Genomic DNA, 16812 nt, shown 5'->3' with positions numbered 1-16812 from the left:
AGTACCTGAGTTCAATCGTTGTAACTAATGGCGAAAGCTTGTAATCATTATTTATCCCCTGTCTTATTCAGACTGAAAGTCCTGTTTCCGATTTTTGTTTTCGTTCTGCCAGCCGTTTTGCCGGCACAGGTAACCAGGGCCCCGGCTTATCCCCTTATAACCCATGATCCTTATTTCAGTATCTGGTCGTTCAGTGACTCATTGAATAAAACTGCTACCAAACACTGGACCGGAACGGATCAAGCTTTATCGGGACTAATCAGGATTGATGGGAAAACTTTTAATTTTCTCGGTGACCTTAGATATGAGGCACAGGACCTGGTGCCAACGGGAGAAGAAAAAGGATATGATTGTTCATATACCGAATCAAAACCTGCTGGCAACTGGACTGAATCATCTTATAAGGAGCCTGGCTGGAAGAAGGGGCGCGGCCCGTTTTCCGACAAGCCTGTTAAAGGAGCTACAAAATGGACTTCCCGGGAAATATGGGTTAGAAGAACCTTTACAGCCGACGATCTCAATATTGAAAAGTTCATTCTAAGGTTAAAAAATGATGATGATGTTGAGGTTTATCTCAATGGGTCAAAGATTTATAGTTGTGGTCCCTGTGTAAACAGCTCGTTTGCTGAGATTGAACTGGAAGACAGTTTAAAATCGAAACTTATGAAAGGACAGAACCTGTTGGCCCTGCATTGTGTTAACACTGGTGGCAATGCATTACTAGACGCTGGTTTTGCTAAACGACAACTTGTAAAAAACGTAGGACAGGCCATTCAGCAATCGGTTGTGGTAACGGCTACCACTACACGCTATAAGTTTAAATGCGGTGGCGTTGATCTCGACCTCTCTTTTATCTCCCCTTTATTGATGGACTCTCTTGACCTTTTGGGCAGGCCTGTTTCATACATCGATTATACCCTGACTGCAAACGATGGGCAAACTCATGATGTGCAGGTTTATATCGGGGCTTCATCCACTATCGCCGCAAACACGTCGCGTCAAAAGGTTCATATAGATCAGTATAAACTCAATAGCAGGCAAATTCTTAAAATAGGAACTGTTGAACAGCCCATTCTTGCGAAAAAAGGCGACAATTTGCGAATCGATTGGGGTTATCTCTACCTGACGGTTCCTGAAGACTCATCTATACAACAACAAAGTACCAGTGTTGATGAAACAATAGACAATTTCGTTCTTCGTGGCCGGGTGAGTTCAACTTCAAAGAGAATAACAGAGGGTTACCATATCATGGCCGGAAGTTGCTGGCAGATTGCCAAACTTGGACCAGCACCTGTTACGAAACAAATGATCATTGCTTATAACGACCGCTCTTCGGTACAGTTTTTTGGACAAAATCTTCGTCCCTGGTGGGCACGCGACCGCAATATCACATTTGAAAAAATGATGCTGGAAGCATTTGCGCATCATGATACCATCACCAGGCTTTGTGACCGCTTTGATAAACAGATGTATGCCCAGGGGCAAAGGGCCGGGGGTGAGGAATATGCAAAACTCCTGGTATTAGCTTACCGTCAATCCATATCGGCTCATAAACTGGTCAGGAATGCGGACGGCGATATTTTATTTTTATCAAAAGAGAATTTCAGCAATGGTTCTATTAATACGGTTGATGTTACTTATCCATCTGCCCCTCAATACCTGCTTTATAATCCGGAATTGCTGAAAGGTATGTTGAACGGAATATTTTATTATTCTGAAAGCGGGAAATGGACAAAGCCTTTTCCAGCCCATGATCTCGGTACTTATCCAATTGCAAACGGACAAACTTATCCCGAAGACATGCCAGTAGAAGAGGCTGGGAACATGATCATACTTACGGCGGCAATAACCAAAGCATCCGGTAATATTGATTATGCGAAAAAACACTGGCAGACATTAACACAGTGGGTTGATTTTCTTGTAAAGGATGGTCTCGACCCGGCGAACCAACTTTGTACTGATGATTTTGCCGGCCATCTTGCACGTAATGTAAACCTTTCAATGAAGGCCATAGTCGGTATCGGTTCCTATGCAATGATGGCTGAGAGATCAGGTCTTAAAGATACCGCTGCGAGGTATCGTGCGATAGCTCTTGATTACGCAAAAAAATGGATGCAGATGGCTGATGATGGCGACCACTACACGCTGGCTTTCGATAAAAAAGGAACCTGGAGCCAGAAATACAATCTTGTATGGGATAAACTTCTTGACCTGAACCTGTTTCCGGCAGAAGTATACCAGAAAGAGATAAAGTTTTATCTTAGTCACCAGAACGCTTATGGATTACCGTTAGACAGCCGGAGGACTTATACAAAATCAGACTGGATATTGTGGACGGCAACGCTGGCCAGTGACAGCGCAGATTTCCAGGCATTGGTGAATCCTGTTTATAAATATGCGGCAGAAACAAAATCCAGGGTACCCATCAGCGACTGGCATGAGACCATCAATGGCAACCAGGTCGGCTTCCAGGCCAGGAGCGTGGTAGGAGGCTATTTTATCAAACTGCTGGCAATAAAATGGGGTAAGTAATATATATGCGAAGTCAGGTAACAATAATTGGCGGTGGAGTAATCGGACTTTGCTGTGCTTATTATCTTCAAAAACAAGGATACCGCATCACCGTTATTGAAAAAGGTGATATCACCACTGGCACTTCTTTTGGAAATGCAGGTTATATTTCACCAAGTCATATCGTACCACTGGCATCCCCGGGAATAGTAGCAAAAGGGCTAAGGTGGATGATGAGTTCATCGAGTCCTTTTTATATCAAACCAAGAATGGACCTGGATCTCGTAAGATGGGGAATCAGGTTTTATAAAAGTGCAAACCATAGTACAGTAGCGAGAAATGCGCCACATCTTGCAAAAATTTTGCTACTTAGCCGGGAATTGACCAGCCAGATGAAAAACGATCTTGGCAATCATTTCAGGATGGAAGAAAAAGGTTGCCTGATGTTATATAAATCAGCTGCTACTGAAAAGCACGAAATCGAACTGACTCACGAAGCCGCAAAGTTTGGTATTGAAACCAAAATGCTTTCAGCTGATGAAGTACAATCCCTGGAGCCAGCATTGGAAGTAAATGTAAGAGGAGGTGTTTTATATCCGATCGATTGCCATCTTCATCCAGGTGATTTTATGCTAACGCTGAAAGATCATCTCACCCGACATGGTGTTAACCTTATGCTTAACACAGAAGTAACCGGATTTGAAAAAATGGGCAACAAGGTCACCGCCGTGGTCACAGATAAAGGAAAGGTTGAGACCGGCGAGCTTGTTCTTGCTGCCGGTTCATGGCTGCCGGAGATCGCGAAAAAACTTGGTGTTCATTTGCTGCTACAGGCGGGTAAAGGGTATAGCATTACTTATAAAAACATAAACCGGAACCTGAATTACCCTGCAATACTGGTTGATGACCGGGTGGCGATGACGCCCATGGGTGCAGATCTCCGTATGGGGGGTACCATGGAGATAAGCGGTATCAATAAAAATGTGCTCCTGAAACGCGTTCAAAGTATTTTTAAAGCTGCAAAAAACTACTATCCCACACTGGATGTTGAGTTTCCTGCAGAAAATCATATCTGGAGCGGTCTCAGACCACTCAGTCCAGACGGTTTGCCCTATATCGGCAGGCACACAAAATTTGGTAATCTGACCATTGCCGGAGGGCACGCCATGCTTGGATTATCATTGGCTGCAGCTACCGGGAAACTGGTGGAAGAGATCGTCGGGTTTAAAAAGACAAGTATGGACATCATGGCATTTGATGTTGAGCGCTACAAATGAATGTCCATAAAAAAATATCAATGAACAGATGAATTGAATAACTTTAAATTTCAACCTGCTTAAATATGAAAAGTATAAGTATACTCCTCAGCCTCGCGCTAATCGTGTGTTTACAAGTAAATGGACAAAATCATCAGTTAGTTAAACTCTGGCAAACGGATTCGGTATTTAAGGTGCCGGAATCGGTATTGTATGATGAAAAAAACCAGGTGCTTTATGTAACCAATATCGATGGTACTGATCCCTGGGGAAAAGATGATAAAGGTTCGGTGGGCAAACTGGGTCTGGATGGAAAAGTGATCCAGGTGGAGTGGGTGAAAGGTCTCCAGGCACCAAAGGGAATGGCAATTCATAACGGGATTCTGTATGTCGCAGATCTTCAGCAGCTGGTTTCAATAGATATCAAAAAAGGGGAAATTGTGAACAGGCTCACTATAGAAGGTGCAGGAGGCCTCAACGATGTATCAATTGACAATAAAGGCGTTATTTATGTAACAGATTCAAAAGGTAAAAAACTTTTCCGGGTTGAAAATGGAAAGGCAGCCCTTTATATCGATCCACTCAAAGGACCAAACGGTGTACTTTCAAACAATAACAATCTTTTGATTGTAGATAATGGCGGCTTATATAAAATTGGAGCTGATAAATCATTGAAGCTTATTGCTGATGGAATGGACGGCGGAACTGATGGTATTGAACATGTTCAAAATGATGAATATCTTGTTTCGTGTTGGGCAGGAGTTGTATACTATGTGAAACCAGATGGTAGCAAGCAGGTCCTTATAGATACCCGCGATGCAAAAAGTAATACAGCTGATATCGGTTATGATACCAAGAAAAAAATTGTATATGTTCCAACTTTCTGGAGAAATACAGTTGTGGCTTACCAGCTTAAATGATGTAGGTAAATCATTCCGAAATTGAAAGATTCCGTTAAAAATAACAACCGGGAGGATTCTGGTTTAATGGAGTCCTTATTTTTACTAGTTAATATGGATTGCAACTCTACAAAAATTTCATACGGGGAAAGTGGATATTTTTCGAAAATTATAGTCGACTATATTGAACAATCAAAGAATTTATCAGGTTTTTACAAACATGCGGTGAATATGGATGGGATAGCAGCTTCGATAAAAGCGAGGCAGGAATTCCCAACCAACCGATCATTATTAGTTCATGCTCTTACAACACAATACCAGGATATTGAAACATCACCACTTGTTTCAGCGAACATAAAATCTCTTGGTTCATCGGATACATTCACAATTTGTACTGCGCATCAGCCCGTGATCTTTACCGGTACATTGTATTTTATTTATAAGATTCTTCATGTTGTAAAACTGGCGCAGGATTGCGAAAAGCAGTTTCCAGGCAAACATTTTGTGCCTGTATTTTATATGGGTAGTGAAGATGCTGACCTTGACGAGCTTGGCAAAATCTACCTGGGTAATGAAAAAATTTCCTGGGCTACAAAACAAAAAGGTGCGGTGGGCCGGATGAAAACAACAGGCTTGTCAGAGATCATTGATCGACTGGAAGGGGAGATCAGTGTTCATCCTTTTGGACAGGAACTGATTGAGCTGTTTCGCAAAACGTATCTGAACAGTCCGGACATACAGACAGCAACTTTCAGATTGCTCAACATTCTTTTCAAAGACTATGGTCTGATCGTTTTGATTCCTGACAATGCAGACCTGAAACGCTCAATGTTGCCCGTTTTTGAAGATGATCTTTTTAATCAGACTCCTTCACTTATAGTTGAGAAAACGGCTAAAAGTCTTGGTGAACATTATAAGGTCCAGGCAAATCCAAGAGCGATCAATTTGTTTTATCTGAAAGATGATATACGTGAACTTATTTCATTTAATGGCGCTGAATTTGAGGTAAGACATACTGATCTTCGTTTTACATCTGAAGAGCTGCTTACTGAACTTCATGAACATCCTGAAAGATTTAGTCCAAATGTAATTTTACGTGGTCTTTTCCAGGAACAGATTCTGCCAAACATTGCATTTATCGGCGGTGGTGGTGAAACTGCTTACTGGCTTGAATTGAAGGCATTGTTTGAACATTACCAGACTCCATATCCAATGCTTGTGCTCCGTAATTCATTTTTGATTATCGAAAAAAAATGGTCACAAAAGCTGCGTCATTCAGATATTTCAGTAACGGAAATCTTCCAGCCGGAAGAAACGCTTATCAATAAACTGGTGAAGAAAAATTCTGATAAACAACTTGATCTTTCATCAGAGCTCTCTGCGTTTAGAGCAGATTATCTGAAACTGAAAAAAGTTTCAGAAATTGTTGACAAGACCCTGGTAAAACATGTTGCAGCACTCGAAGCCCGCGCGATCAAAGCAATTGAAGCGCTTGAGAAGAAATTACTAAAAGCGGAGAAACGCAGGTTTGAAGATCAGAGCAGGCAGGTTGTGAAGGTGAAATCAGCATTATTCCCACTCAATGGTTTACAGGAAAGAATTGATAATTTTATTCCCTGGTATTCAAAGTATGGCAAAGATTTTTTTGCTAAGATCTATGATCATTCGTTGTCACTCGAACAGCAATTTGTGATCCTTGATGAAATATGAAGCCTTGATGAAATATGAAGTTTAACCCGTGCCGGGTGATTGTCGTACAGTCTGATGCTAAATCCTGATCTTAATGCTTAATCCTGATTTTGAAAATCTGGGTTCCGCCTTCTGTGTGATCAGCCACCATATACAATTTGACTTTTCCGCTTTTATCAGACTGAATGCAGGTAGCTTTTATTTCCTGTCCTACGAGGTGCTTACTTACTTCTGAAAGGTCAATCAATTCATTAATTTTGACCTGTTTCCGGGCAACCTTCCTCGATGCATTTTCAACAAGCCCCAGGTAGGATGTTGGTAGCGGTGTTTCACCATTGCCTGACTGACCGGTCTCTGAAATGAAAGTCAGGATAAGCCAGTCATTCTCCGGCGAATAACTCATTCCCGAAAGCAAGATCCCTTCTGGTGTGTCGTCCGGGTATTTCACCGGCAATAAACTAATTTCTTCGGTATCCTGTTTTTTCCAGAGATCAATATCTGTAACCACGAAATTGTTTTCGGAGGTGCCTGAATTTCCACGGTTGCCAAGAACAAGTTTACCAAGTATAATTGCTGCGGTCCTGATATTGAGTTGATCGAGTCCAAATACCTTGAGCCTTTCATCAAATTCATCGATCGTAAAATCTTCGCGGGTGCGATCGTCGAGGTTAAGCAATACAGCCTTGTTATGCTTGGCTTCATGGATATCTGTACCAAGTGCCAGCAGCCTGGGAATACTATTTATTTCAACTATCGTTGCAGCTTCGAGATCTTTATGTTCTGTGTTATTCAGAATCCCTTTTGTCCCAAACAATGGGATGCGATCAATCTCTTTCCAGTTCTGCGACAAAACCAGGATCTCGTTTGACCCGGTGTCGGTGAGATATAAGTTTTCTGCGTGGAACTCAAGTCCGGATCCACTATTAAAACCAGGAATATGTTTGTGATCGAGAAGTTTAATTTTCATGATGATGCTATTGCCCTTAACCTTAACCTAAAAGATACAAAATTTATTATTGATCGAATTCGTTGCTCCAGCCATTGACTTTAAGTGCTGCCGCTTTATTCAATACTTCGTTTTCCAGGTGTTTTTTGTAAGCTATTATTTTTTCACCTGTTTCGGAATTGAATGCACCGATGATTGTTGCGGCCAGAATCCCGGCATTTTTTGCTCCGTTTAAAGCCACGGTTGCAACAGGGATACCATTTGGCATCTGAAGTATAGATAAGATAGAGTCCCAGCCGTCGATTGAATTGGAAGACTTAACGGGAACACCAATAACCGGCAACGAAGTTATGGAGGCTATCATTCCCGGAAGATGCGCTGCGCCTCCGGCCCCGGCTATTATTACTTTTAGTCCACGATCCTTAGCACCTGAAGCATATTTGAACAAACGCTCGGGAGTACGGTGAGCCGACACCACTGTCAATTCAAAATCAATTCCAAACTCCCTGAGTATCTCAGCAGCCGGTTGCATAACCGTAAGATCGCTGTCACTGCCCATAATTATTCCCACCAGAATATCCATTCCAAAATATTAGGAATGCAAAGAAAGCACAAAAAAAACAAATGCTCAATTAACAATATCACCTGCAAGGTTGCCGGCTTTCATAAATTCATCAAACCTGTCGGAATTGGGTGATTAATCTCTGTCATTAAAGCTTAACCGATATTATACAGAAAAAATCAATAAGATTAACGGATCAGATCTCCCTTTAACCTTAACAACTCGGTTTCAGCAAGTTTTGTGTTATAGCGGGCGGCAATCAGCCTGTTATAAGCGGTTGCCAGACTGATTTGTGTTTCACGCAATTCAATATAACTCGCCACGCCTTGCCGGAACCTTGCAAGCGCGATGGTTACGTTTTCCCTGGCAAGGCTGATATTCTCTTCTTCAAGCTTCAATGCCTGCTTTTGATACTCGTAGTCTTTGAAAGTATTGCTCAGGTCAACGTCTGTGATGATCCGCTGGTTATCGTAAAACAGTTGTTGGTAGCGAACATCTATCTGGGCAATACGCAGGTTACGTTTGGCTATAAAGTTATTCAGAATCGGAATTGAGGCACCAAATCCATAATTAAAGCCATTATTCTGGCTATACAGGGGTGTAAAGGGGTTAACCACAGCTTTGTTGTTAAGCCGGGAATAATTATAAGCACTGTTAAAAGTCAATATTGGCCAGCGTTCGCCTTTTCTTTCCTTAACAGTAAGATTTGCTATATCAACATTTTTTTTCAAGGCCTGTAAAAAGGGGTTTGTTTCAAGAAGATTTTCGCTTAATTGACCATACTGCAGATCCAGGTTAAGAGGAATAGAATCGGCCACAATATAGTGAGCAGATTTTGACGGCTTACCCATCACCTGGTTCAGGCTTTCGGTAAGTTGAACAATTAATGTACGTTGTTGAAGTTGTGCTGCTTTATATGCATTAAGATCTACTTTTGCCTGCAACAATTCAGGTTTACTGCCTAAGCCTACAGATAATTTCTTATCAGCCAGTTTAACCCGTTCCTCGCTGATCTGCATCTGCTCTTCTATAGCTGTTAATTGTTGTTTTGACTGAACAACATTGTAGTAGTTGTTTATCACGGCCGCTACCGTGTTCCCGATTTGATTTTTTACGTTTAACCCACCAAGCTTGTCCAACTCTGCTATCTTTTGTTTGGTGGCAAACATGCGCAATCCGTCGAAAAGTATCCAGCTTAGACCCATAGAAGCAGTCAGGTTACTGGATTTGGCGTCATCCAGTTCACGTTTACTGCCGTCAGCCAGTAGCTGTCTTTGATTGTTCTGATTCCATACCTTATTCACTGTGCCATTGACCTGTGGCAGAAATGCACCCCAGGCCAGGCTATTATCGGTCCCATAAATTGACGAGTCTGTGCGCACCAGCTGGATATCGTAATTGTTTTTTAGCGCTATGGCTATGGCCTGTTCAAGTGAAAGTTGTTCCTGCGAATATATCATCCCGGAAAAAGCAATTAAACAAAATAGCATTAACAGTCTTCGCATATTAGTTTTATTTAGGCTCTTTTAGCAGCAGCCTCATCCATTAATTCCAATTCGTTCTTATGTTTTTTACGCGAAAGGAATGAATACATCGCCGGGATTACGTACAGGGTAAGGATAAGTGAGAACATTATTCCACCTACTATAACGATACCCAGTGGTATCCGGCTGGTAGCGGCAGCACCAAGAGAAAGGGCGATTGGCAAAGCACCAAGAGTCATTGCAAGGCTGGTCATCAGGATGGGGCGCATTCTCGCAGTTGCTGCTTCAATAACAGCTTCTGTTTTGTTTAACCCGGCAGCTCTTTTCTGGTTAGCAAACTCAACGATAAGGATACCGTTTTTGGTCACCAGTCCAATCAGCATAATCATACCTATCTGTGAAAAAATATTCAGTGTTTGTCCAAAAGCCCAAAGCGATAATACTGCACCTGCAATCGCCAGTGGTACTGTCAGCATAATAACCAACGGATCGATAAAGCTCTCAAACTGTGCCGCAAGAACCAGGAATATCAGCCCGATCGCCAAAAGGAATGCAAAAGCGGTATTACCAGAACTTTCCGCAAAATCACGGGAAGCACCAGATAACGAAGTTGTGAAAGTATCATCCATTAAGCGGGATGAAATGGCCCGCATTTCAGCGATTCCATCACCCAGTGTTTTACCGGGAGCCAAACCAGCAGAAACAGTAGCTGATTTATATCTGTTGAAATGGTAAAGGGTAGGTGGAGTTGTTTGTTCACTGATACTAACCAGGTTATCCATCGAGATTATCTCACCCCGGCTGTTTCTTACATAGATGTTTTTCAGATCGGTCGGATCATCTCTTTCACTCCTGGCTACCTGTCCCATTACCTGGTATTGTTTACCATCCTTGATAAAATATCCAAGCCGGCGATTGCTCAGTGCAAGTTGTAAAGTCTGTGATACATCACCTACACTAACCCCCAGTTCACTGGCTTTCAACCGGTCAATAACGATATTCAGTTCCGGTTTATTAAATTTAAGATCGACATCAACTCCCTGGAAAACGTGGCTCTTGTTTGCTTCTTCCAAAAATTTTGGAATCACTGCGCGGATCTTATCGAAGTTGTTGTTCTGAATTACGAAAGAAACAGGCAAACCACCCCGACGGTTAACCGAAATCGTCTGTTCCTGTATTGCAAAGGCCTTGCCGTCAGGGAATTTAGGCAGGTTGCGGTTGACCATATCCACCAACTCCTGTTGGGTTTTGTCCCGTTCTTTCGGATCAACAAGTGTCACCCTGACCATGCCGGTATTTACTGAACCACCTCCAAACCCCGGAGCAGTAAATGACAGAACAGTATTCCTTCCCTCAATCGAATCAATCATTAGTTGCGATAAGCGATCAATATAGGAATCCATGTAGTCAAAAGAAGTGCCTTCCGGTGCTGTAACCTGCAAACGAAACTGATTTCTATCTTCCATAGGCGCCAGCTCAGAAGGTATTCCTTTACCAATAAAATATATAATTGCAAAACAGGAAGCAACAATTAAGATTGCCACCCATCTGCCTTTCATAAATACTTTCAGGGAGTTGTGATAACCATTTTCCATCCCCCGGAAAAATGGTTCGGTAACCCGGTAAAACCAGCCGTGACTATGATTTTTGCCAGTCAGTTTTACGTTTAACACCGGTGTAAGGGTCAACGAAACAAATGCAGAAATCAGAACGGCACCGGCAACTACAATTCCAAATTCACGGAAAAGTCTTCCCACAAATCCTTCAAGAAAGATGATAGGAAGAAATATTACTGCGAGCGTTATTGAAGTTGCGATAACTGCGAAATAGATCTCCTTCGATCCCTCTCTCGCCGCATCCCATTTATTCATTCCCTGCTCCATCTTTTTATAGATGTTCTCCGTCACAACAATACCATCATCTACCACCAGTCCTGTCGCAAGAACGATACCGAGCAGTGAAAGCACGTTGATGGTAAACCCGCTGATATACATGATAAAAAAAGCACCGACCAGCGCAACAGGTATATCTATTAATGGTCTCACAGCTATCAGCCAGTCGCGGAAAAATAAATAGATAATAAGTACCACGAGACCGATAGAAATCATCAGGGTTTCTTCAACTTCCGAAATCGCCCGTTTGATAAATTTTGTCTGGTCAAGGGCAATGCTGAGTTTGATATCAGCGGGAATATCTTTTTTCAATTGTTCAAGCCGGATGTAGAATTCATTTGAGATTGCAACATAGTTCGAACCGGGTTGTGGAATAATTGCAAGGGCAATCATCGGAATCTGGCTTTCTTTAAGCATGGATTCTTCATTCTCAGGACCCAGAACCACGCTTGCGATATTTTTTAAGCGAATATCGCTGCCATTCATGTTTTTTATGATTATCTCTTCGAATTCTTCTTCGGTGCTTAACCTTCCAAAGGTGCGTACCGTAAGTTCTGTAGCATTACCGGAGATTTTACCTGCGGGAAGTTCAACATTCTCCCGCTGTAATGCTGCTGCAACATCATTCATTGTTAACTGGTAAGCACTTAGCTGTGATGGATTGAACCAGATACGCATGGCATATCTTTTTTCGCCCCAGATCTGGATACTGCTTACCCCTGGAATCGTCTGCAGCCTTTCTACCAATACGTTGTTCGCGTACTCGGTAATCTGCAGCTGATTGCGGGTAGTGCTGCTCACCGTCATGGAAATAATCGGATCAGAACTTGCATCTGCTTTTGAAATGACCGGAGGAGCATCCAGGTCATCAGGCAGGTTCCTGACAGCTTGTGATACCTTATCGCGTACATCATTGGCAGCAGCCTCCAGATCAATGCTAAGATCAAATTCAACATTGATATTGCTGTTTCCCTGGCTACTGGAGGATGTTATGTTTTTGATACCGGCAATTCCATTGATTGCTTTTTCTAATGGCTCTGTTATCTGTGATTCAATAATATCTGCATTGGCCCCGGAATAAGAAGTTCTGACGTTAACATTGGGAGGATCAATAGCCGGGTAATCCCGCACACCAAGAAAGGTAAAGCCGATAATACCAAACAGTACAATGGCCACGTTCAACACGGTAGCGAGCACAGGTCGCCTCAAACTCAGCTCTGATATATTCATGATCTGTTATTGAACTTTGGTTAATGTAATTTTACTGTTTGGTCTTATCGCAAGTAAGCCGGTGGTGATTACTGTATCACCCAGCTTTAAGCCTTCTATAATTTGCACATAGCTCGAGTCGCGGATTCCGGTTACAACAGGTACAAATTTCGCAGTGCCCCCATTAAAAAGAATTGCGTTTTTATTTCTTGCCTGCGGAAGAATAGATTGTGTCGGAACAATGAGGGCACGTTCATTTTTACCCATCTGCAGTGATATCCTGGCAAAGTTACCCGGTACGAGATTTGGATTATTGCCTTTTACCAATGCCCTTACTCTTAAAGTGCGGGTGGTGGCTTCAATACTGGATTCAGTTGCTATAACCGAAGACGAAAACTTACCTGTTGCGCCTGACACGGTAAAGTTAATAATTTGACCCTTGCGCATGTTATCCGAGTATTTTTCCGGAATAGTAAATTCAAGCTTTAATTCTTTTACCTGCCTGATGCTTGTTATGATGTCTGCCGGGGTTATATATGCTCCAAGACTTATGTTTTTCAGGCCTATTCTGCCATCATAAGGTGCGCGGATTTCTGTTTTCATAATGCTTACACGGATCAGTTCGATATCTGCTTTAAGGTTGCTCACCCCAAGTTCGCTGAGATCATACTCTTGCTGACTGATACCATTAATGCTAAGTAGCTCCTTCTGACGTTCGGCAGTTTTTGCAGAAATCTCGAGCTGTACCTGTAGTTTTCTCAATTGTGCCTGAAGGTCACCATCGAATAATTTAGCGAGGAGGAAGCCTTTTTGAACAGAACTACCCTCCGGAATGTTCAATTGAACCAGCCTTCCGGAAATTTCAGAACGGATAACAGTTTCTTCAAAGGGGAGCAGGCTGCCTGGTACTTCAATATTTTCACTTAATGACCTTTCTTTCACTATAAATCCCTGCGCTTCGATAGTTGCATTTCCTCTGGAGGTAGCCGATGATCCGGCAGGGGTTTTAGCTTTTTTTTCTTTACAGGATATTAAGGCCAGGGACACAAAAAGAATAGAAAAACAGCGAATCGACATATATAACATTGGGTGTATTTGAAACGGGGTAAAAGTAATATATTATGACGCTTACTTTTTAAAAAGCTCGCGGCCGGACGTAGTTTAAATCTGTTATGAAACGATTTTTAATGCTGCTTTAATTCTTTTGGCTTTATGGATAAGTTCTTGTTTTTCACGACTCAAAATAGTTACATGTCCCATTTTCCTTCCAGGCCGGGTTTCGGGTTTGCCATAAATATGTACGAATACATTGTCCATCTGGAGTACTTCATCCAGTCCTTCGTAAACGGCAGGGCCGCTATGTCCTTCCTCTCCGAGAAGATTTACTATCGCGGCCGGAAGAATGTGCGCAGTATTTCCCAGCGGAAAACCTAATATCACCCTCCATAACATATCAAACTGAGAGCTATAATTGGCTTCTATTGTATGATGACCGCTGTTATGTACCCGCGGTGCGGTTTCATTTACAAAAACATCACCCGACTTGTCTATAAACAGTTCTACTGCGAAAATGCCAGGACTGTCCAGACCTTTAACCACAGCCAACGCGATCGCCTCGATTTTCCATAGCGTTTGTTTTGGGATGTCAGCCGGGCTGATCTGGTAATCCAGCAGGTTTAGCCTCTGGTTAAAAACCATATCGACAGCGGGAAATAATGCAGTCTGTCCTTTTTCGTTGATGGCAATGATTTGTGCAATCTCCTGCTGTATATTGACCATCTTTTCAAGCACACCCGGCTGGTCGAACCCGAGTTCAACTTCGTTATTGGTCTGGATCACCTGGACACCTCTTCCATCATAGCCACCCACACCGATTTTATGAACCGCCGGGAAAAGATGCTGGTGCTGACGGATCTCTTCCCGGTTTTGGGTGACCGCGAACGCCGCCGTCGGGATCTGGTTTGAGCGATAAAATTCTTTCTGAACGATTTTATTGTTGATGATCCTCAGGGCGGCAGGTTTCGGAAATATTTTTAAACCTTCGGCTTCCAGCTTTTCCAGCGCCTCTATGTTCACTGATTCTATCTCGATAGTAAGGGCATCTACCTGCTTACCAAAAGCGTAGACATCGTCAAAGTTCCTGATGTCACCTTTAATAAAATGATGACAAAGATGAGCAGCCGGAGCGCCATGGTCATTTTCCATAAGATATGTTTCTACAGGATAATTCGCCGCTGCCTGTAATAACATTCTGCCTAGCTGACCGCCACCTAATATTCCGACTTTTTGCATAGCGCAAATATATATTGCTGATTTTTGATTTTCAACGTTAATTAATCTGTCGGCAGCCTGTTGACAGCCCGTCGGCAGCCTACGGAAATTAACATTTTTAAAGGGATGTTAATAAATCCTTGTCCTTACCAGTTGATTGTTTGCCTTAATTTTGAGGCAATTATGATTTTCTCTTTTGTTAAGTCAAAAAAATAACAATTATCAACACACAATAACGTTCTAATCCGGTGCAAAACAGACCAATGCGAACTATCCTCGTCATATTAATCATTGCCGGTTCAATCGGAGCCGTTAACGCTCAGACCTCAGTGGCAAGTTTTGCATTTATCGATTACCAGAAATCATTTCCGAGAATCAGCGATGCTTTGAAGCGCAAGCAGGATACTTTGATGAAACAGTTTCGCGAGAAAGGACTTGAATGGCCTGCAAAGTATCTTTATATCAGGTCATTTAAATACGATTCTAACCTGGAAGTTTGGGTAAAATCAGAAAAAAACGAGCAATACAAATTATTCAAAAACTACCGTGTTTGTGCACTCGCTGGTACACTTGGACCCAAACGACTGAAAGGCGATTACCAGGTACCGGAAGGGTTTTATTATATAAATGAGTTTAAGCCTAACAGCAATTATCATCTTGCGCTCGGTTTAAATTATCCTAATTATTCAGACCGTTTGCTGAGCGATTCAATAGAACCGGGAGGTGATATATATATCCATGGAAGTTGTGTAACCACTGGTTGTATTCCTGTTACCAATCCGCAGATCGAGGAGTTATATATACTGGCGGCCTGGGCAAAAAGCCAGGGACAGGATTTCATTCCTGTGCACGTATTTCCTATCAATTTCAGCAACCAGCGAAGCAGTACTTATCTTGCCAAATACCTCAAGGACTTCCCCGAGTATGCACCAATGGTTGAGGAACTACGTCATGCACATGCATATTTTGATGCGACTAAAAAATTGCCTTTGATAATGGTTGATGACAAGGGCGGATACATTGTAGATGGAGAAATACCGAAATCAGACAAACCGGAAGCAAAGAAAAAAATCATCAAAGAGAGAAAAGTATTTAATGAAGAGCTGTTGCCAAAACTGGTTGACAAGCTACCGGTATATCCTGGTGGTAATGAAAAATTCCAGGCCTTTATTGAAAAAGTCAGTAAAGAAATGGCTCCTTACCTTTTACATGATCAGCAACGGGCTTATATCATGCTTGAGTTTATCATAGATGAAAATGGTAAACCTGGCTATTCAAGAGTAATAAAGGGTGGCAATGAAGATCTGAATGAAAAACTCGAAACTTTCTTCGATAAGATGCCCGACTGGAATCCCGCGATACGTCTCGATAAAAACGTCCCCGTCAAGCTGAAGCAATCAATCATCGTGGAAAAACTTTGAGAAAGATATGAATTATGAGTTATGAATTATGAGTTATGAAATCAGTTATGAGATACGATAATTCTCATTTCATAACTCATAATTCATATTTCTCTTAAATTATATTCATTGCTTTGACTAAGAAAGTCAGCTGGAATGGCAATATCATAGTCAGCCATTCCCAATGTGCTCCTATTGCGAAAAAGAGTGCGGCAGTAGAAACTATAAATCCTATCCAGTAGATTCCTTTTGATTTATTAGCTGTAGTCATCTTATTAAATAAGTTTCGGCAAAAGTAGCTTGAAAGATCAATAATTCACAAAATTCAACTGATTTTCTCGAGTAAGTTTGGGAGGGATCCTTGTCCTCCGTCAGTCGAAACTCTAGTGTAGGCTTCACCGGCATACATCGAGCTTCTATATCGTACATCACGCTGCCCCCGCTTACATCGCGCTGCACAGCGAAGATCGCGCTGCACCAGTTACACCGACCTTCACTAGCTTGCCAAGGGCATCGCCCTCCGAAGCCTTTGGCGTAGTAGAGGGTATCGCCCTCTGAAGGCTTTGGCGTAGTAACGGGCATCGCCCGCCGAAGCCTTTGGCGTAGTAGCGGGCATCGCCCGCCGAAGCCTTTGGCGTAGGAGGGAGTTTAATAACATATTTTCCTCATTTGTACACAAGAGGCACTACCAGT

General features: G+C 42.3%; 11 protein-coding genes. 5 read left to right on the top strand and 6 right to left on the bottom strand.

Annotated features, from left to right (window positions below):
- Nucleotides 1-27: 27 nt before the first annotated feature.
- The 4 genes from VK664_RS16465 (at nt 28) to bshC (ending at nt 6376) form a co-directional block, all read left to right on the top strand.
- Nucleotides 28-2532, top strand: coding sequence for a glutaminase family protein (locus VK664_RS16465; RefSeq protein ID WP_461399782.1), 2505 nt, complete (start codon nt 28-30; stop codon nt 2530-2532).
- 5 nt (nt 2533-2537) lie between these two features.
- On the top strand, nt 2538-3788 hold the full coding sequence (locus VK664_RS16460) for an NAD(P)/FAD-dependent oxidoreductase (RefSeq protein ID WP_461399781.1): 1251 nt from the start codon (nt 2538-2540) through the stop codon (nt 3786-3788).
- Between the two features lie 65 nt (nt 3789-3853).
- Entirely contained in the window at nt 3854-4687 is an 834-nt protein-coding gene (locus VK664_RS16455) for a strictosidine synthase family protein (protein WP_461399780.1), read from the top strand.
- Nucleotides 4688-4780: 93 nt separating this feature from the next.
- Nucleotides 4781-6376, top strand: coding sequence for a bacillithiol biosynthesis cysteine-adding enzyme BshC (gene bshC / locus VK664_RS16450; RefSeq protein ID WP_461399779.1), 1596 nt, complete (start codon nt 4781-4783; stop codon nt 6374-6376).
- A 70-nt stretch (nt 6377-6446) separates the two neighbouring features.
- Here bshC and VK664_RS16445 read toward each other — a convergent pair whose 3' ends face one another.
- The 6 genes from VK664_RS16445 to VK664_RS16420 form a co-directional block, all read right to left on the bottom strand.
- Entirely contained in the window at nt 6447-7322 is an 876-nt protein-coding gene (locus tag VK664_RS16445; protein WP_461399778.1) for a DUF6929 family protein, read from the bottom strand.
- A gap of 46 nt (nt 7323-7368) precedes the next feature.
- On the bottom strand, nt 7369-7884 hold the full coding sequence (purE, locus tag VK664_RS16440; protein ID WP_461399777.1) for a 5-(carboxyamino)imidazole ribonucleotide mutase: 516 nt from the start codon (nt 7882-7884) through the stop codon (nt 7369-7371).
- A 167-nt stretch (nt 7885-8051) separates the two neighbouring features.
- The gene (locus tag VK664_RS16435; protein WP_461399776.1) at nt 8052-9368 is read right to left on the bottom strand and encodes a TolC family protein; all 1317 of its coding nucleotides are present in this window, start codon (nt 9366-9368) and stop codon (nt 8052-8054) included.
- 11 nt (nt 9369-9379) lie between these two features.
- Nucleotides 9380-12469: an efflux RND transporter permease subunit gene (locus tag VK664_RS16430; protein ID WP_461399775.1), complete on the bottom strand. Its 3090-nt coding sequence runs from the start codon at nt 12467-12469 to the stop codon at nt 9380-9382.
- 6 nt (nt 12470-12475) lie between these two features.
- The gene (locus VK664_RS16425; protein ID WP_461399774.1) at nt 12476-13525 is read right to left on the bottom strand and encodes an efflux RND transporter periplasmic adaptor subunit; all 1050 of its coding nucleotides are present in this window, start codon (nt 13523-13525) and stop codon (nt 12476-12478) included.
- A 93-nt stretch (nt 13526-13618) separates the two neighbouring features.
- The gene (locus tag VK664_RS16420; RefSeq protein ID WP_461399773.1) at nt 13619-14740 is read right to left on the bottom strand and encodes a 5-(carboxyamino)imidazole ribonucleotide synthase; all 1122 of its coding nucleotides are present in this window, start codon (nt 14738-14740) and stop codon (nt 13619-13621) included.
- Between the two features lie 242 nt (nt 14741-14982).
- Here VK664_RS16420 and VK664_RS16415 point away from each other — a divergent pair, with 242 nt between their 5' ends.
- Nucleotides 14983-16140 (top strand): L,D-transpeptidase family protein, encoded by a 1158-nt coding sequence (locus tag VK664_RS16415; RefSeq protein ID WP_461399772.1) that lies wholly within the window; start codon nt 14983-14985, stop codon nt 16138-16140.
- Nucleotides 16141-16812 lie beyond the last annotated feature (672 nt).

Origin of the sequence: Flavitalea sp., from assembly GCF_035489435.1 — a bacterium.
GTDB lineage: Bacteria > Bacteroidota > Bacteroidia > Chitinophagales > Chitinophagaceae > DATHKG01.
Note: the sequence above shows the minus strand (reverse complement) of the source record. Positions and strands in the feature narration are given on the sequence as shown.